Source organism: Bdellovibrionota bacterium, assembly GCA_035292885.1.
Lineage (GTDB): Bacteria > Bdellovibrionota_G > JALEGL01 > JALEGL01 > DATDPG01 > DATDPG01.
Genome location: DATDPG010000041.1, coordinates 1 through 18331, shown reverse-complemented (window position 1 = coordinate 18331; position 18331 = coordinate 1). Strand labels below are relative to the sequence as shown.

At 54.5% G+C, this 18331-nt stretch carries 18 protein-coding genes; 7 read left to right on the top strand and 11 right to left on the bottom strand.

The window, feature by feature from the left end:
• Positions 1-120 precede the first annotated feature (120 nt).
• Complete coding sequence (locus VI895_03320; GenBank protein ID HLG18834.1) at positions 121-426, top strand: DUF167 domain-containing protein; 306 nt, start codon at positions 121-123, stop codon at positions 424-426.
• Here the strand turns inward: VI895_03320 and VI895_03315 are convergent.
• From VI895_03315 to VI895_03300, 4 genes are all read right to left on the bottom strand, one after another.
• Complete coding sequence (locus tag VI895_03315; GenBank protein HLG18833.1) at positions 423-962, bottom strand: hypothetical protein; 540 nt, start codon at positions 960-962, stop codon at positions 423-425. The two genes, VI895_03320 and VI895_03315, sit on opposite strands and share 4 nt — an antisense overlap.
• Positions 963-984: 22 nt before the next feature.
• Positions 985-2748 (bottom strand): OPT family oligopeptide transporter, encoded by a 1764-nt coding sequence (locus VI895_03310; protein HLG18832.1) that lies wholly within the window; start codon positions 2746-2748, stop codon positions 985-987.
• A gap of 92 nt (positions 2749-2840) precedes the next feature.
• Positions 2841-3791, bottom strand: a complete 951-nt coding sequence (locus VI895_03305; protein HLG18831.1) for a lysine exporter LysO family protein — start codon at positions 3789-3791, stop codon at positions 2841-2843.
• 105 nt (positions 3792-3896) lie between these two features.
• Positions 3897-4187 (bottom strand): Trp family transcriptional regulator, encoded by a 291-nt coding sequence (locus VI895_03300; GenBank protein ID HLG18830.1) that lies wholly within the window; start codon positions 4185-4187, stop codon positions 3897-3899.
• 120 nt (positions 4188-4307) lie between these two features.
• Here VI895_03300 and VI895_03295 point away from each other — a divergent pair, with 120 nt between their 5' ends.
• The 4 genes from VI895_03295 (at position 4308) to VI895_03280 (ending at position 9038) form a co-directional block, all read left to right on the top strand.
• Positions 4308-5282 (top strand): hypothetical protein, encoded by a 975-nt coding sequence (locus VI895_03295; protein ID HLG18829.1) that lies wholly within the window; start codon positions 4308-4310, stop codon positions 5280-5282.
• A 103-nt stretch (positions 5283-5385) separates the two neighbouring features.
• A complete protein-coding gene (locus VI895_03290) occupies positions 5386-6207 on the top strand; it encodes a hypothetical protein (GenBank protein ID HLG18828.1) in 822 nt (273 codons plus the stop codon).
• 7 nt (positions 6208-6214) lie between these two features.
• On the top strand, positions 6215-6826 hold the full coding sequence (locus VI895_03285) for an iron-sulfur cluster assembly protein (protein HLG18827.1): 612 nt from the start codon (positions 6215-6217) through the stop codon (positions 6824-6826).
• A 25-nt stretch (positions 6827-6851) separates the two neighbouring features.
• Positions 6852-9038, top strand: coding sequence for a bifunctional alpha,alpha-trehalose-phosphate synthase (UDP-forming)/trehalose-phosphatase (locus VI895_03280; GenBank protein ID HLG18826.1), 2187 nt, complete (start codon positions 6852-6854; stop codon positions 9036-9038).
• A 1-nt stretch (position 9039) separates the two neighbouring features.
• Here the strand turns inward: VI895_03280 and VI895_03275 are convergent, their stop codons facing one another.
• The 7 genes from VI895_03275 to VI895_03245 form a co-directional block, all read right to left on the bottom strand.
• Complete coding sequence (locus VI895_03275; GenBank protein ID HLG18825.1) at positions 9040-10848, bottom strand: glycoside hydrolase family 15 protein; 1809 nt, start codon at positions 10846-10848, stop codon at positions 9040-9042.
• Positions 10849-10920: 72 nt separating this feature from the next.
• Entirely contained in the window at positions 10921-11373 is a 453-nt protein-coding gene (locus VI895_03270; protein HLG18824.1) for an SUF system NifU family Fe-S cluster assembly protein, read from the bottom strand.
• A complete protein-coding gene (locus VI895_03265) occupies positions 11370-12626 on the bottom strand; it encodes a cysteine desulfurase (GenBank protein ID HLG18823.1) in 1257 nt (418 codons plus the stop codon). The genes VI895_03270 and VI895_03265 overlap by 4 nt, the downstream gene beginning before the upstream one ends.
• A 14-nt stretch (positions 12627-12640) precedes the next feature.
• Positions 12641-13957: a Fe-S cluster assembly protein SufD gene (gene sufD, locus VI895_03260; protein HLG18822.1), complete on the bottom strand. Its 1317-nt coding sequence runs from the start codon at positions 13955-13957 to the stop codon at positions 12641-12643.
• Between the two features lie 2 nt (positions 13958-13959).
• Complete coding sequence (sufC, locus tag VI895_03255; protein ID HLG18821.1) at positions 13960-14733, bottom strand: Fe-S cluster assembly ATPase SufC; 774 nt, start codon at positions 14731-14733, stop codon at positions 13960-13962.
• Positions 14733-16187: a Fe-S cluster assembly protein SufB gene (gene sufB, locus VI895_03250; GenBank protein ID HLG18820.1), complete on the bottom strand. Its 1455-nt coding sequence runs from the start codon at positions 16185-16187 to the stop codon at positions 14733-14735. The genes sufC and sufB overlap by 1 nt, the downstream gene beginning before the upstream one ends.
• An 18-nt stretch (positions 16188-16205) precedes the next feature.
• Positions 16206-16646 carry an SUF system Fe-S cluster assembly regulator gene (locus VI895_03245; protein ID HLG18819.1) on the bottom strand — a complete coding sequence of 147 codons (441 nt, stop codon included), beginning with the start codon at positions 16644-16646 and terminating at the stop codon, positions 16206-16208.
• A 137-nt stretch (positions 16647-16783) separates the two neighbouring features.
• On the opposite strand from VI895_03245, the gene VI895_03240 reads away from it, so the two are divergent.
• Positions 16784-17122, top strand: coding sequence for a peptide chain release factor-like protein (locus VI895_03240; protein ID HLG18818.1), 339 nt, complete (start codon positions 16784-16786; stop codon positions 17120-17122).
• 61 nt (positions 17123-17183) lie between these two features.
• On the top strand, positions 17184-18331 hold a 1148-nt coding region (locus tag VI895_03235; protein HLG18817.1), incomplete at its 3' end, for a serine/threonine-protein kinase.

The window sequence follows — 18331 nt, the reverse complement described above, 5'->3', positions numbered from 1 at the left end:
GCAGAGCACATTCGTGGCGCGAGGCGGCTCGAATATCCCCGAGGATTGGAAAGATCCGTTGTGCAGAATGCCGCTTCAAATGGCCACACAGAATCCTGAGCCCCAACCCGGTTCGCGATTGTGACATCGCAGATCCGAGAGGCGGACGGTGGAGTCTATATTCCCGTTCGTGTGCAGCCAAGAGCCAAGCGGGAGGAGATTGCGGGGATGAAAAACGGAATCCTCCAGGTTCGTCTGAACACGCGTCCCGTCCAGGGAGCCGCGAACAGGAGATTGATTGAAATTCTGGCCGATCGATTTCACGTTCCGAAGACGTTCATTCGAATTGTCGCAGGCGCGAAAAATAAAAACAAAACACTCTTCGTTCCCGGCATGACGTCCCAAGCCCTCATGCCGGAGTTCAAGGCCGCTGTCACGGGTCCTTAGTAAGCGAAAAATTTTACGAGGCCGAGAACAGTGAAAACCTTGGCTGTTTTGTCGGGAAGCGTGATACCGGCGACCGATATTCCGTCGAGATGTGCGATCGTTTCCGTGAAATCGACACCGACGGTGATGAAACCAAGAATTTTCCAATCCACACCGCCGCCGAAATTAAATCCCGGGCCGTGGCTCGCCTGAATATCGATACCGCTGCTGTCCAACAACGATGCGCCGTACGTGAATCCTCCCTTTACATAGGGGTGGAGCTCGATGGTCTCACTGACTTTCTTCCAGTACGAATTGAAATCGTACGAAAGATCCGCGTTTCCCTGGACCCAATAATTATCGGGCGTTCCGGTATCGGCGAAACTGACGACCTGGAAGTCGAGACCGAAGTTGAGGGGGAGCTGCGCTCCAAACACCAGGGCATAGCCGAAGTGGTCCTCATCCACGACGCCGATTCCGGCGCCGATATACGCGAGCGACGCCGTGGGAAGTGCGATAAGTACCAGAGAAAGAAATAGAATTCGAAATTGATTCATTCAAGCCTCCTCGTAAAATTACCTATGACGCATGGACGATCCCCAAAAGCACCAGTAGTGGAACTACCACGGCGACAATGGCTTCCCCTGCGATCAAACCAGATGCAAGCGGTGTGGATAACACCCCGTGCGCTTTTGGCGCGGCTTTTTTCCATAGGATATCCAGAAATCCGCCGACGAACATCATGAAAATGACGGAAAATGGGACCAACATTCCGATTCCGAGGCCTGTGGGCGACGGAACCCAATTCTTGTCGAAACGGCCTTCGAGAATCGGCAGAAGGATTCCCAAACCGATCCCGATCGCCAAGGCGACGAGCGAGCCGGGCGGCAGCGCCTCAAAACCTCGCGAGAGGATTTCCGCAAAGCCGGCCCACTTTCGGGAAATCGGCGAGGTGAGGCCGGCATGTTCTCCGACGATCCCGTACGTGTTTCGGAGAATCGGATATATGAAGGAAACGGCGGCGGCGCCGATCGGCGTGCCGATGATCTGCATGTACGTCAAGTATCTGGGGGTCGAACCGATCAGTTCGCCGGCTTTATAGTCCTGCATCAAAGCCTCGGATCCGGCGGCGATCGTTCCCGTGGTTCCGCTGGCGAGCATATTGGCCTGGATGTGCCCCGGTGCAAGAACGCCGAAGATCCCCTGCATCATGTTCGAGAGCGCGCTGATGGGCGCCCAGTTCGTTTCGCCGAGCACTCGAAGACAAACAAGCATGAGCGGGACCGAAAGAAGTATGGCAACCACCGTTGCCCACACCTCGAGGCCGAGAAAAACCTTTTGCACGATCACCAAGGCAATGGCCGAGAGGGTTGCACCGGTCCAAACCCAGCGCAGGGGGAATTCGTGCCCTGCGACCGTCGGAGACGAAAGATTCTTGAACGTACGAACCAGAATGTTCCAACGCAAAAAGAGCGCCGTAATTCCGCCCGCGACCAACATCCCCGTTGCGGGCCACATGACCCAAAAAAGAACGTTGTTTCGCTTGACCTCCGGCAGCAATCCATAGCGGGAAAGGAGATAGGGTGCGATCACCCATGAAAGCGTGCCTCCAATCAACATGCTGACGTCAATTCGAAGTCCCACCAGCATTCCGGAACCGACGGATAGTAAGCTCCAATTCACACCGACCCCCATCGTCTGCATCAGGACGGTCCCGAGGGGAAGAACGGACGGGAACCAATTCAATACATACGCGTCCTCCGTCATCAACATGAGGAAGGCGGAAGCCGCCAAACCGAACAACATCGCTTGCGTGGTTCGCTTGGCCGTGGACCCGCGTTGGTCCAAGACGATGAGCGTCGTGCCGGCAGCCGTGCCGTCCGGATAGGGAAGATTTTCGTCCACGACAAAATGGCGCCGCATCGGGACGGATAAAAACACACCCAGCAGGCCGGCGGTCATGAGCCAGAGGAACGACTGAAGCCACGTCAATTCCATATCGAAATGCACTGTTTTGCTGGCGCGCAACATGTCGAATGCAGCGAGAAGGACGCACATGAACGCCAGTTGTCCCGCGGAAGTGCCAGCCGTTTGAACGATATTGTTCTCCCAGCGGTTGTAATCTTTGAAGACAAACCCAAGCGCCAAGAACCCAAAAAACGCCGAAACGACGGAAATATTCGGCCCAAAACCGAGCTTCAAGACGACGTAGGGATAGGATGTTCCCATGAGGACCGCCACCAGAATTCCGACGATCACCGAACGAGGCGTGAATTCCCGAAGATCCGGAGGTTTTTTGGACCTGTTGTCTTGTGGAGACGGAGAAGACCCTTTCGATGTCATGAAACACAAAACTACGTATCTTTTTTCGGACTGTCGATTTCTACGTGCGGAGCTTTATAAGAACTTGAGGGGCATCATGATCCCGGAAGATGTTATCCGCCCACCTGAAGGATCATCGTAATGAGGAACGGAACAGCCACGGTCAGAACGAGCCCGTTTATTACGGCTAGAAAAACATAGATTCGTCCTGCGCAAATACTGACCGAGGCCAGGGAAGACGTGGCGGTAGTCGTAGCCCCGACGGCCAGCAAACCAAAGGGGCCGAAAAAACGAACGATGATCGGAGCGAAGCCGATCGTCACCACTTCCCGTATGAGATTCACCAACAAGGCCGTGACTCCCAACATGGGACCGACCTTGTTCGTGATGAGGGCGCAGGAAAGGCTGTAGTAGCCCATTCCCGCGCCCACGCCCATGGCCTGGCTTGGGGAGACATTAGGGAGGACATGCGCGACGATTCCCGTACCGGCCAGGGTCCCTACCATGATCAAAAGAGGAACGACGAGGGTGAGTGGATGCGTGGTTTTCAGCGTTCTCATCGCGTTCCGATCGCCTCCGGTGGTGACGCCCGCCACCCACATCAGAAGATAAAGAGACCATACGGTGAGGGCGCTGATCGTGCATGAACTCGCGCCGAAGGGAATCCTGGCGCCCAGTGCGAGACCGACGATGAAAGAAATCATGATCGATGCCGAGGACCGGAGACCGGCGAAAGGAGCCTCCGTTTTCCGTGAGATCCTCCGTTCGGAAATCATGTGAGAGAGGCGTTTGTTGCTGAGAACGATTCGCTTGGCCAAGGGAGCGGTGGCAAGGCTTCCCAAGATTCCGCTGAGGGCGAGGATCGTGGCGTTAAATCCGAGCGCTCCAAATTTGGCGATCACCTTCGCATCACAACCGACGGAGTACCCGATAAAAAAAAGGAAGATGAAGAGGCTCGGCAGAAGAAGCCGGTCGAACCGGCGAAGCGATTTCTCGCAGCGGAACGCAGCCAGAATTGCTCCGTGAAGGACCCCTCCGAGGAGAGAGAGAAGGACCTCGAGCATCGTGCACCTCCGTTTTTCGCCTACCCGGAAAAACGTACTGGTACAACCATACGCTATATACGTACGTATCGGTACGGCGATACACTGTCAACGAAAAACTTCGGTTTATGTTGTTGGAGTCGTTTTAGGGTGGAGGCGAAGAAACGTCCGCCGGAACGCGCCGTTTCCATAATTGACGACGTTGGCGCACCGGGAAACCTTAGAGATGCTGACCCCCAGATTCTGCTTTACCTTCCTCTGGCTCTGGCCTCTCAGAAGCAGCTCTGCGATAAGCCATCGTTCCACGAACTGCCGGACCTCCGAAGGGGACATAAAATCTTCGATAAAGTCCTCCATTTCCTCCGGTGATTTCGGACAGGTGAAGATCCTTCTCAGTTGTTTTACATACGATTTCAAGGGATAAGTGCCTTTATGGCTTCTGGTTTTTGGGGTTATGATTTCCGCGTGCATATTCGATTGTGGCGGGGTTTTGTATCGCTGTATCGGTACAATGTCAAGGGATTGTTGCGAGACCGAATGCGCCCGATATTTAAATGGATGAACGGAAGTGCCCGAGTCCTGGTACCCGCGATGACGATCTGGTCGTGGAGCAGCTGTTGCGCATACGGACAGGACGTCGCTTCGACTTCCGCCTTGGTGGAGGAAGCCGAACATTGGTTTTATGCGTTTTCCGTTCCCGATCATATCGATCGAGTCGAAAGCGTTTTGGATCGATTGGAGCAGATCGGTTCGAACGAACCTTACCTGCACTGGGCAAGGGGGCGATGCGCGTTTTGGCGCAAGGAAGAACTCTACCTTTTGGAAACGCCGGAAACACGCAACCAATACACGAGGCGTAAATTGGAACTGGCCGGCGATTGTCATCGGCATGCGGATGAGTGCGTTCGGCTGGCCCCCAAGAACCCCGAATGTTACCTCGTGAAGGGAGCCTGTTACTCCATGCAGGCGTCCACGTGGGGAGCGAAGCTCAAGAGTCTTCGCATCGCAAAGCCGATGGATTTGGCGTGGGAAAAGGCGATGGAGCTTCCGTCGGACTTCCATCATCCGGACGGGTACACCACGAGGCAGTACGCCGCGGTTTTTCGCGGGGCGCTTCACCGAATTCTTCCGGATTCATTCTGGTTTCGTTTTTTCGCCGGGATCCGAGGGAATAAGGAACGGGCCTACCGATGGGCGAAGGAGGGTGTCGTGGGAATAGTGGCCAAGGAACCGGCCGGCATTCTGGAGTTGGCCGCCACAACCATATGTTACGGGATCGATAAGAAGAAACCGGCCAAGGTGCAGGAAGGGCTGGAACTTCTCACGACCGGGGAAAGTCTGCCCTCCCGATATGGACTCGATGACCTCGATAAACAAAACATGAAACGCCTGACAGACCACTACGAGCAGGCTTGCGGCTATCGCCGGGAGCAGTTTGAAGATTTAGCACGCGCAAAATTTGACGATGATGACGCCGCCACCGACGAGGAAAGGAAGCCGAAAACGGATTGAGTGGCGATTCGGGCCCTGTCTTTACAGTTGGCCCTATTTTGGTAAGGTGCGCCCGTTTTTTATTATGAATGGACTAAGACGATCTTTCCGAGCGGGGATTTTATTGTCCCTGGCGATTCCAGCGATATCGGATTCAGCTTGGGCTACATGCGGCCTGAACGGCTGCCCGATCGATGGGCATGAGGCGAGCCGCAACGAAGAGGTGCACGGCCTTTTGGACGCTTCGACCGTCTACGGATCGGTTGCCGAGGACCGGGACAAGATCGATTATTGGTCCTCGCACGTCCGCGGCGAGGCGGTCTTGACCCCTTGGTTTCGAAGCTCTCTGGTGATCCCCTTTGGAATGGTAACGGAGAACAATGAATCCACGTTCGGTCTTTCCGATATCGCCATGGAGACCACGTTCCTCCCTTTTCGTTGGAATCAGAACCAGAGCAAGATCCTCGTCGGTTCTCAAATCGAGTTTCCCACGGGCGACGAGGACGCTCATTTGGGGGCAGGACATTATGAATGGTTGCCTTATGCCGCGGTTCACGTCATGACCGGCCAAACGATGCATTACGTGCAAAGCGGTTGGCGTATCTCTTTCAGCGGAGACGACGGCAGTCGTTCCGCTGGCCCGACGGCACCGGAATCCTCTCATCTCCTGCACGGTTCGGTGCTGGATCCGCATTCTGGGAATGAGTTCGTATATAGGGCCGGAACGGTGGTGCCATTTTTTGATCGGCTGTCGGCAGCTTTCGCCCTTCAGGGCCAGACGGTTTTGGAAGCCGAGGAGCGCGGCACGACGTATTTGTCAGTCTTACCGGAGCTTTATCTTGGAATTACGAGGCAACTGTGGCTCCAGCTCCGGGGCGAAATGCCCGTGACCTCCGACAAGCGATTTGACTGGCGCATGGGTTTTGGGCTCAACTATGTCCTGTAGGACGTTGATGATCACATTCACGGAAAAAGCGAGAGCCAAAGTCACGGCGTTCATGGCCGCGAACAACAAACCGGGTGCGGCGTTGAGGATTATTGCCCACCCCAGTGGGGCTGGTTTTACGTACAATTTCTCGTTGGAAGATTACGATGCCGAGAAACCCAACGATGCCCTGATTCGGGATGGGGGATTCGTCACCCGCATCGATCCGGAGAGTGCGAAATGCCTGAACGGGGCCACGGTCGATTGGAAAGAAGAGGCGGGGAAGACCGGATTTTCCGTTCTCAATCCGAACAGTCCGATTCCTCCGAGCACGCCCGAAGAACTGAAGGCGAATATTTTGGACGCCATCAAAACGGTTTTCGATCCTGAAATCCCCATGGTCAATATTTACGACCTCGGCCTGATTTACGACGTCGTTATCGGTTCGGACAATCAAGTGACCGTGCGGATGACACTGACGGCGCCGAATTGCCCCGCCGCGGAACAGCTGCCTTCAGAAGTGCAGATGAAAACCAAGGCGGTACCCGGGGTCAAAGAGGCCAAGATCGATCTCGTGTTCGACCCCCCCTGGACGCCGGAGAAAATGTCCGAGTCCGCGCGCCTCGCTCTAGGATTCTAAAGACGACTTCCGGGACGTGAGCGGGATGGACCCCAAACTCATCATCGTATCGAACCGGCTTCCGATCCATTTGGAGAAACGCGAATCCGATTGGATGTCTTCGCCGAGCTCGGGCGGACTTGTTTCGGCCTTGGACCCTTTGAAGCAAGAGATGAAGTTCCTTTGGATCGGTTGGGCCGGAGCCGCCGTTCCGGAAAACGAACAGCCGTCGGTGAGAGAAATGTTCAATCGTTCCTCCGCTTACCAGCCGGTTTTTCTTTCCAACGAAGAAGTGGAAAAGTTTTATAATGGATTTTCAAATTCGGTCCTCTGGCCTCTCTTCCACTATTTTCCGGAGCGAGTCGATTTCTCTCTCCCTTTCTGGGATGAATACAAGAAAGGAAACGAGAAGTTCGCCGCGGTCGTCCTCGACGCATGCAAGGACGACACCTTGGTGTGGGTTCACGACTATCACCTCCTATTGCTTCCCAAGCTTCTTCGCGAAGCGCGCCCAAAGTTGCGAATCGGCTTTTTTCTTCATATTCCTTTTCCTTCGTCCGAACTCTATCGCCTGCTTCCGGTGAGGCGGGAGCTTCTGGAAGGGGTTTTGGGAAGCGACCTGATTGGTTTTCAAACCCACGACTACGCTCGTTACTTCGCCGTCACATGTTCGCGGATTTTAGGACTGGAAATCCATCCGACGGAACTGCGCTACGGAGACCGAAAAATTCTTTACGGAACTTATCCCATCGGCATTGATCCGAAGATCTTCGGCAAGGAAATCGATCGAAAAAGGGAGAGCCCCTTGCGCACGGAACTCAACGAACGATATTCCAGCGTGAAATTGGTGCTGGGCGTGGACCGGTCGGACTACAGCAAGGGGCTACCCCACAAACTGAGAGGATTTGAACGATTTCTGGAATTACATCCGGAATGGAAGGGAAAGGTCGTATTACTCCAAGTGGCTGTTCCGTCGCGCACGGACGTTCGCGAGTACCAACGCCAGAAGGATGAACTCGATCAATTGGTCGGCCGAATCAACGGCAGGTTCGGCGCACCGGGATATACGCCGATCCAGTACTTTGTCCGCGATTTCTCTTTCGAGGAACTCTGCGCACTGTATGAACGAGCCGACGTTTTGCTCGTAACTTCGATTCGGGACGGTATGAATTTGGTATGTCTCGAATACTCTGTATGTCAGAGGAAGCGTCACGGTGTTCTAGTCCTAAGCGAGTTTGCGGGTGCCGCACGTTCCCTGTCGGGCGCGCTGCTCATTAATCCTTGGGAGACGCAAGGTGTGGCCAACGCGATTCATCAGGCACTCGCCATGGAGGAGCCGGAGCGGGCGAAACGGGCGGCCGAAAATTACCAGTACGCAAAAACGTTTAGTGCCAAGGGATGGGCGACACGATTCCTCGGTGATCTGCGGACTAAGGTCATTTCGATCATCTCTGAAACCGAGGATCTACGGGCGCACTTTCTCAATTTGAAGATCGATTACGTACGGGCGGCGAAACGGTTCATTCTTCTCGACTACGATGGAACGCTGGTCCCATTCGCCATGGACCCCAAGGATGCCAAGCCGCCCAAAGAGCTTCTCGCCATTCTCGGCCGTCTGTCGGGGAATCCCAAGAATCTGGTTTATGTCATCAGTGGCCGAACCACCGAGGACCTCGACAAATGGTTTGGCCAATCCCAAACCGGTCTGGCCGCGGAACATGGAATGTTTTTGAGGAAGATGGGATCCGGCGAGTGGAAAACGCTCACTTCCCTCGTAACCGAATGGAAGGAACAGGTCGCAAAAATCTTAAAAGACCACGCGGACCGCATCCCGGGCTCATTTGTGGAGGAAAAGAAAACGGGTTTGGCCTGGCATTACCGGGCCGTGAACGAAAAATTCGGCGAATGGCAGGCCTTGGAACTTAAGATTCATTTGGAAGAGACATTAACCAATCTTCCGGTGACCGTAATGCAGGCCAATAAAGTGGTCGAGGTTCGGCCGGTGGGCATCAACAAGGGTTTGCTCATTCGCCACATCTGGGAAGAGGTGGACACCACGTCTTCTTTCGTCCTCGCGATGGGAGATGATCAATCGGATGAGGAGATGTTCGAGGCCTTACCCCCAACCACGTGGACTTGCCGTGTCGGCGTTGCTCCAACCCGCGCCCGTTTTAATTTGAGACGTTCGGACGAGGTGCTCGAGATCTTGAATGAACTTTCTCAACTCACGTAATTTAAGTCCAGGCACGGAACTTTGCGTCTCTAGCTTCGAGAAGCTCACCGATCGTAATGGCAGCATGGATCAGACCGACGTGAGTATAGGCCTGCGGAAAATTTCCCAGCAGTTTACCCGTCGTCGGATCAACATCCTCCGAGAAAAGGCCGAGCGGATTGGCGTACGTAACGAGACGTTGGAAAAGTTCCACTGCCCGGTCGAGATGGCCGGCCAGCGCCAAAGCTTCCGCCCACCAAAAGGAACAGATCGAGAAAGCACTCGTGGTTTCGCCGAAATCGTCCCGGTTCTTGTAACGAAGCATCCAGCCGTTCCGGACAAGTAGGCGTTCGTATGCTTCGACGGTCGACTGGAAACGTGGATCGCGCGGATCGATGATCCCCAATGTCGGGAGGAGGAGATTCGATGCATCGGGATTTTCTCCGTCCAAGATCTGTGTGAAAAAGCCAAGCCGCGGGTTGTATCCCCGCCGAAGAATCTCCTCTCCAAAGGCCTTGGCCCACGATGACCATCGCTCGACCGTAGCCGGGTTTCCAAACCGCGCCGCGAGCTCCGCTCCTCGATGAGCCGCAACCCAACACATGACTTTGGAAAACGTATGATCCTGCTCCAAGGTTCGAAATTCCCAAGGGCCCGTATCTTTCAAGGGTGCAAGCTTAATCGATTCCTCCACCAACCTTTCCACCAGCCGCATCAGCCTGTCGGTCTTTTCATGCACAATGCGCTCGTCGGTCATGAGTGTTTCAAGACAGAGAATAATTTCTCCCATCAGATCGTGTTGCTTCTGAAGGTAGGCTGCATTGCCGATCCGAACCGGTTTGCAACCCGCAAAGCCGTGCAGGTGATCCAGCCGTTCTTCGGGCAAGACTTTTTCCCCTCCGATCCCGTACACCGGTTGGAGCGGACCCTCTTGCGCAACCTCCAGAAGGAATCTTACAAAGGCTTCTCCTTCTGCGAGATGGCTCAAACGCCGGAGTGCCTCCACGACAAAAGCCGCGTCACGAAGCCAACAATAGCGATAGTCCCACGTCCTCTCCGTTCCCAAAGCTTCGGGAATGCTTGTCGTGGCGGCTGCAATGATGGCACCCGTATCTTCAAAAATGTGCAGTTTGAGGCAGAGGGCGGAGCGCAAGACTGTTTCGGCGGCAAATGAGGGTAACGCGCAGGTCTTCACCCAGGTCCGCCAAGTGGCGATTGTGAGATCGAGCAGCTGTTGAACTGCGGCCGACGAGTTGATGCTACTGGGGGCGCCATACGCGAGAACGAAATAGGTCGGTTCTGAAAGCTGAAACGGTTGGCGATTCCGCACATAAGTGACCGGCGCATTGGTATGCAGATAAAAGCGAGCCGATCCGTTACGGAGCTCGATCACCCCCTGGCCCGGAATCACTTCAAACGGGGATCTGGCGTAATCGGGCCGAGGGTCGAAATGGACTCGGAGTGGAGGACTTCCTTCTCGCGGTACGACAAGACGATGGAGCTCGAGTGGAACCTCCATCGTCAAGCCCCGATTCACACGAGGACAAAAATCGATGACGTCGAAACTCCCGTCCGCACATTCGATCCGCGTGCGAAGTACGTTGGTATTTTGGATGTAATCGGTTCGCGAGCTTTTTGCTTCCCCCGCGCTTTCGATCTTGAAGGAGCCGCCTTTGTCTTGATCCAATAGGCGGGCAAAGATCGATGGACTGTCAAATCGCGGCAGGCAGAGCCAGTCGATACTCGCTTCCGGGGAGACCAAAGCGAGTACGCGGCCGTTCCCAATGGCGCCGTAATTAAGATGCGGGATCTTATCTCCCCTTTCGGCCATGAAGGTTCATAGGTTCGCAGAAGGCCAAACGGAAGTAAAATGGGGCGCTATCGAGCGATCGGCAGAGTGGGTTCAAATCTCTTTTTCGGTTGTGACGGTTGCGTTCTTGTTTTCGAGAGCCGCTTTCAGTGTATGCCACGCGAGGCTGGCGCATTTCACCCGCGCGGGATATTCACTTACGCCGGAGAACGCCGCGAGTTTCCCAAGATTGGACGATTCCGCCGGTTTACCTGTGACGAGATTGTGAAACGTATCAAAAAGCTTCTCCGCTTCCTTTTGGGTCTTTCCCTTGAGCGCTTCGGTCATGATGGAAGCGGAAGCGGTGGAAATCGCGCATCCGCTCCCTTCAAAATGAACCTCCCGCAGCGTGTCGCCTTTCAAAGATAAATAAATCGTGACTCGGTCCCCGCACAATGGATTATGGCCGTTGGCTTTGTGATCGGCGTCCGGCAAGGGGCCGAAATTCCGGGGACGCTTGTAATGATCCAGGATGACTTCCTGATACAGATCGCGCGCGTCCGTCATGCGCCGAAAACCTCAATGGTTTTTTGAACCGCCGCCACCAACGCATCAATGTCCGCTTTTGTGTTGTAGATGGAAAGCGATGCGCGCGCCGTGGCCGGCACTTGAAAGCGTTTCATCAGCGGTTCCGTGCAATGATGTCCGGCGCGAATGGCGACCCCTTCCTGATCCAGAATGGTGCCGATGTCGTGCGGATGAATTCCTTTCAAAACGAACGAGAGTATTCCGCTTTTCTCCTTGGCCGTTCCGATGAGCCGCAACTCGCGAATGCCGGAAAGCCGTTTGACGGCGTACTGAAGAAGTTCGCGTTCATGGGCCCCGATCGCTTCGTACCCAATTTGCGCTACATAATCGATTGCGGCTCCCAATCCGATCACGCCGGCAATGTTCGGCGTGCCGGCTTCGAACTTCCCGGGCGGGACTTTGTAAATGGTTTTTTCGAACGAGACGGAAAGGATCATGTCGCCTCCGCCTTGATACGGCGGCATGGCTTCCAAATGTTCGGTCTTTCCATAAAGGACGCCCGAACCGGTCGGGCCGAAAAGTTTATGACCGGAAAAAACATAAAAATCGCAATCGAGATCCCGGACGTCGACGGCAAGGTGAGGGACCGCCTGAGCGCCGTCGACGAGGACGGGAATCCCTTTTCGATGTGCCGCTTGGATCATCTCTCTGACGGGATTAATCGTGCCGAGCGTGTTGGAAACATGCACGATGGAAACGATTTTGGTTCGTGGACACAGGAGCTTTACGAATTCGTCCAAGAGAATCTCGCCGTCATCGTTGATCGGCGCGATTTTCAAATGGGCTTTCTTTTCCTCGCAGAGCATCTGCCACGGAACGATGTTGGAATGATGTTCCATCGCCGTGATCAACACTTCGTCTCCGGCTTGAATCCGCTGTCGCCCGAAGGTTTGCGCTACAAGGTTGATACCTTCCGTCGTACTTCGGACAAAAACGATTTGCCTTTCGTCCGCTACATTCAGAAACCGTTGGCACGTCGCGCGGGTGTCTTCGTAAGCCTTGGTGGCCTTTTCACTCAGTGTGTGAAGGCCGCGATGAATATTCGAATAATAGGTTTCGTAAAAGTTCGTTTCGGCATCGATGACGACCTGCGGTTTTTGGGCGCTGGCGGCGCTGTCCAAATAAACCAGCGGTTTTCCCCTGACTTTTTGATGGAGAATCGGAAAATCGCGCCGAATTCGTTCCACATCCAGCGCGCGCCCGATACCTGTTTTGGAGATAACCGAACTCATTTGTGGAGCTGATCTCATGCCGCGGATTTGTGATGCGTTTGGGCGAAGCGGGAGGCGAGAAGGCACTCGAGGTTGACCCTCACCGGCGCCACGGGGATATCGTGAACCAATTCATTTCCAAAGGCGTAGGTCAAAAGATTTCGGGCCGCTTCCAAGCCGACTCCCCGGGCACGAAGATAGTAAAGCGCTTCTTCGTCCAGCTGGCCGATCGTGGCGCCGTGAGCGCATTTTACATCGTCGGCGTGAATTTCAAGCTGGGGTTTGGTGTCGACCAACGCATGCTCGGACAAAAGTAAATTTCGATTGGTCTGTTGAGCGTTGGTTTTTTGGGCGTCCTTTCGGACCAAAATCTTGCCGTTGAAAACGCCGCGCGCCTCTTCGTCCAGGATCCCTTTGTACAATTCCCGGCTCGTCCCATGCGGTTTGGCGTGGTCGATCGTCGTGTGGTTATCGACCAATTGCTTCCCCGATACCATATAGAGACCGTTCAGCGTGCAATCGGCCCCTTCCGCCGCAAGAACCGACGTAATGTCATTTCGCGTAATAGCCGCCCCCAAGGAAATCGAATGCGAGGAGAAGAGGCTGTTCCGTTCCTGCCGAACCCGGTGACTCGAGACGTGATACGCCGTCTCGCTCTCCCGTTGAATCTTGTAATGGTCGAGAGCGGCTCCGTTTTCCAGAAAACTCTCGGTAACACTGTTTGTGAAATAGATCTGATGATCCAGGCCAAAGTAACTCTCAATCACCGTCGCTTTGGATCCTTCTTCCAGGCACAAGAAAATTCGAGGGTAGGAGACCGTCTCATTTTGGCCCGGCGCCGACACGAACATAAGATGAATCGGTTCGCTCAAGACGGTTCCCTTCGGAAGTACGACCAAAGCCGCATCCTCAAAGAAGGAAGTATTGAGATCATAAAACGCGTCGGTTCCGGCGGAATCCTGAAAGTGGTCTTCCAGAACCTTGCGCTCGCTCTCCCATGTTTCGGAAAGGGATGTCGCTTGCACGCCCGAGGGCAGGTTTCCGAGCTTCGACCATTGCTTCGAGAGGCGGCCGTTGATGAACACCAGCTGGTTCGGCACCGCATCGCCGAACGTAAAGTGAAAAAGAACATCTTTCGTTACTTGGTTCGAACCATTCGCCGCGTATCGAAAGGGGAGGCGGGCGATCGGGGCGACATTGGTGTATTTCCATTCTTCATCTCGCGTTGTGGGAAAGCCGAGGTCGAGAAAACGGTCCATGGCTTTTCGCCGGATCGGCTTCAACCACGCCGGTCCGGGCGCGAACGCCTGGGATTCGAATTCAGCCCGATAATGGTCGCGTTCCATGGTCATCGTTATGCCGACATCCGTTCCGGCTTGCCGTGATTTTCCTGGACGATCCAGCCGTAACCCTTTTTTTCGAGCTCGAGCGCCAAACTCTTATCTCCCGACAGGACGATCTGCCCGTCCACGAGAACGTGCACTTTATCGGGGACAATGTAGTTGAGCAGCCGCTGATAGTGCGTCACCAAAAGAATGCCCCGCTGGGGATTGCGAAGCCTGTTCACTCCGTTCGCCACGACGCGAAGCGCATCGATATCCAGTCCCGAATCGGTTTCGTCAAGGATCGCGAATTTCGGGTCCAACACGGCCATGTGAAAAATCTCGTTCCGTTTCTTTTCTCCTCCGGAGAACCCCTCGTTCACGGGCCGGTTGAGAAGACTCTCGTCGAGTTCCACGAACTTCATTTTCTCTTTTGCCAGAGTGAGAAAATCCATGGCGTCGAGTTCCGGCTGGCCTCGATGCTTGCGGACGGCGTTGACGGCCGCTTTTAGGAAATAAAGATTGTTCACGCCGGGGATCTCCACGGGATATTGAAACGCGAGGAATACGCCTTCCCGCGCTCGATCTTCGGGAGACATGGCGAGGAGGTTCCTGCCTAAGTATATGACTTCACCGGCCGTGACCTCGAACGTTTCCCGGCCGGCCAGAACGTTGGCGAGCGTACTTTTGCCCGAGGCGTTCGGGCCCATGATGGCGTGAACTTCCCCCGGTAAAATCGTCAGATTGATCCCTTTGAGGATCTTTTTCCCTTCCACCTGCGCGTGTAAATTCTTGATCTCCAGCATTATCCTACGGCTCCTTCCAGGCTCACTCCGAGCAATTTCTGCGCTTCCACGGCGAACTCCATCGGCAACTCGCGAAACACTTCTTTGCAGAACCCATTCACAATCATCGTCACGGCATCCTCTTCCGACATCCCCCGTTGGCGGCAATAAAAGAGCTGGTCGTCGCCGATTTTGGACGTCGTCGCTTCATGTTCCATCCGAGAAGAGCTGTTGCTCACTTCCACGTACGGAAACGTGTGCGCGCCGCACTTGTCGCCCATGAGAAGCGAGTCGCATTGCGAATAGTTGCGCGCGTTCGAAGCGCCCTTGAGAATTTTCACGAGGCCGCGATAGGAATTCTGGCCGTGTCCGGCGGAGATACCTTTCGAGATGATCGTGCTTCGTGTGTTTTTTCCGATATGAATCATCTTCGTTCCGGTGTCGGCCTGTTGGTAGTTGTTCGTCAAAGCGACGGAATAGAATTCGCCGACCGAGTTGTCGCCTTGCAGAATGCAGCTCGGGTATTTCCAGGTGATGGCCGAGCCGGTCTCCACCTGGGTCCACGAAATTTTCGAGTTTATGCCGACGCACTTTCCACGCTTGGTCACAAAATTGAAAATGCCGCCCTTTCCGTTCTTGTCTCCCGGATACCAGTTCTGCACCGTCGAATACTTGATCTGGGCGTTATCGAGGGCCACCAATTCAACCACGGCCGCGTGCAATTGATTTTCATCCCGCATCGGCGCCGTACAGCCTTCGAGGTAACTCACGTACGCCCCTTCCTCCGCCACGATCAGAGTTCGTTCGAATTGCCCGGTGTTGGCCGCATTGATTCGAAAATACGTCGACAATTCCATCGGGCAACGGACCCCTTTGGGAACGTAGCAAAACGAGCCGTCGGAAAAGACCGCCGAATTAAGGGTGGCGAAAAAGTTATCCGTGTAAGGCACGACCGAGCCGAGATATCTTTGAACGAGATCGGGGTGGTTTTGAACCGCTTCGGAGAATGCGCAAAAAATGATTCCAAGCTTGTTAAGCTGTTCTTTAAAGGTCGTGGCCACGGAAACACTGTCGAAAACGGCGTCGACGGCGATGCCGGCGAGCGCCTCCCGCTCTTTGAGCGGAACTCCGAGTTTGTCGTAAATGGCCAGAAGCTCGGGATCGACCTCATCGAGGCTTTTGGGGCCTTCCTTTTTCGATTTCGGAGCCGAATAGTAAATGATGTCCTGATAGTTGATGGCCGGGTAGTGAACGTTGGCCCAATTCGGCTCCTTCATCGTCAGCCAGTGGCGGTAAGCACGAAGGCGCCAATCGAGCATGAATTCCGGTTCGTTCTTTTTCGCGGAGATCGCGCGGATGATCTCTTCGCTCAACCCTTTCGGGAAAGCTTCCGATTCAATCGCGGAGACGAAACCGTACTTGTATTCCCGGTTGGCGAGATTTTCGAGCGTCTGCGTGTTTGAATCGTCGGGCATTCACTTCTCTCCTCGGAACTATCGGTTCCACATCCCCAGCGGAATCGGTTTTGCGGCGGGCCGGGTCATTGTCGAAAGGACGATTTGGTCGAGAGCGCCGTGCACCACACTGCTGATCAATTGAAGATGGCTGCGGGAAGGGCAGGTCTCTTCCTGGCCGCATTTTCCCGGATGGACCGTACAATCGGTCAATCCGACAGGACCGTCCAAAGCGCCCACGATATGGGCCACGGAGATCTCCTCGGGCTTTTTCGCGAGGCTATAGCCGCCGCGCATGCCCCGATGCGAGAGCAACAGGCCCTGGCGTGCGAGCAGTTTCAACAGTTTGCTCACGGTGGGCAGAGGAATATGGGTCTCCGCCGCCAGGTCGCGAGCGGTGTGCGTTAGACGTTCGGTATGACCGGCAAAGTGCGTCATCAAAACAATTCCGTAATCGGTTAATCGACTTAAGCGGACCATATTAAACAGTACTAGTTTAGTCCTGTTTAATGGTAACTAGCAACAAGCTCACTGGATTTCAAGAGATTATTCCACATTCTTCTCCGCATTGTTCTCCAACCCCTTGTTTTTACGATGAAAATGTTCATATTTGGAGCGTGGTTCAAATCTACGAAAGAGATCTCATCGTTGAGAGACTTCGCCGCTCCGGCCCCGGCGGGCAACACCGAAACCGCAGAGAAACTGGAATTCGCATCACGCATCTTCCGACGGGAATCGTCGTTCTGGCCACGGAACGTCGCTCCCAAGACCTAAATCTTCAGGCGGCACTCAAACGGCTTCAGGAAAAGCTTAAAGCCCGGATGCGTAAACCCGTGCCGAGGATCGGTACCAAGCCGTCGCGGGCATCTCGCGAAACGCGCTTGCGGTCGAAAAAGAAACGGACGACGAAGAAGTCCGATCGCCGAAAAATTCGGCCGGGTCAGGATGACGATTGATTCAGAGAGATCCGCCGCCTGCTTTTGGCGTTAGGATTCGATTCCGGACATAATCGCCGCCGTGGAACCGATCCGGTTTGGCTTTTATTTGTTGGTTCGGAAGATTGCGTCCGGGGAACGTGCCGAGCTCTTTGAGGCCAAACGGCTCGGTCCCGCACGCGAACGAAATCTGGTCGTCAAAAGATTCCGGGCGAAAGTACCGAAACAGAGCGATCTGGTTCACAATTTCATTCGCCGCGCCCGACTCGCGAGAAATCTCCAGCATCCGAATATCGCCCGTCTCCATGATTTTGGCGAAGTGGAGGGGTCGTATTTCACAGCCACGGAGTACGTCATCGGGGTCGATTTCAGTCACCTTCTTCGGCGGCAGGTCGAACATTCGGACAAGCTGATGGCGCAACTTTCGGTTTACATTGTCCAGGAAGTCTTAGCGACACTAACGTATGCCCACGGCTGGGTCGATGTTGAGGGCGAGCACACACCGATTTTGCACCAGGGGATCAAGCCATCGAATGTCCTTGTAACGATGGACGGAAAAATCAAGGTGACGGACTATGGGCTCTCGCGCGTTTTCCTGGATGCTCCCTCGTTGGGTTCGGCGAATTTGCCAAAAGGAGATTCGTTTTTTGTCTCTCCGGAACAGCTTAAAGGCGGGGTCATCGACCGGAGATCCGATCTTTTTTCCCTTGGCGCGCTTCTGCTTTATCTCCTGTCGCAGCGCTTCATCACAGAAACCACCACGCGAGAGGAGTTCCTCGACCTGTTGCTGCTTGAAGATTTCTTCGAAGCCCTCAATTTCCGGGAGGACAAGGCCCAGCTGTTGAGAGATACGGTAATCCGAAGTCTCAGAGTGAATCGAAATGAGCGATTCCAGACGGCAACAGAGTTTTTGAAGGCCCTCGAACCCATCGTGCCTGCGGAAGTTCATCCTCAATTGGCGGCGCAACTTTCGACGCACGTCCAACGTGTGTTGGGAATTCGCTCTCACGAGACCGAAACCTTGCTCTGGGACGAAGAACTTCTCACCGAACCGGAAGGGATGTCGGAAACGGCTCCGGGTCCTTCGCCCAAACGGTGGACGGCGCGCTGGCGGGCTCCAATGGCTTTCATTGGAATCATCCTGGTCACCGCAGGGTATCTTGCGGCTCGCCGCCTTTCTCGATCCGAAAATGTTTCTGGGAGACAAAATGCAAAAATGGATCTCAAGGT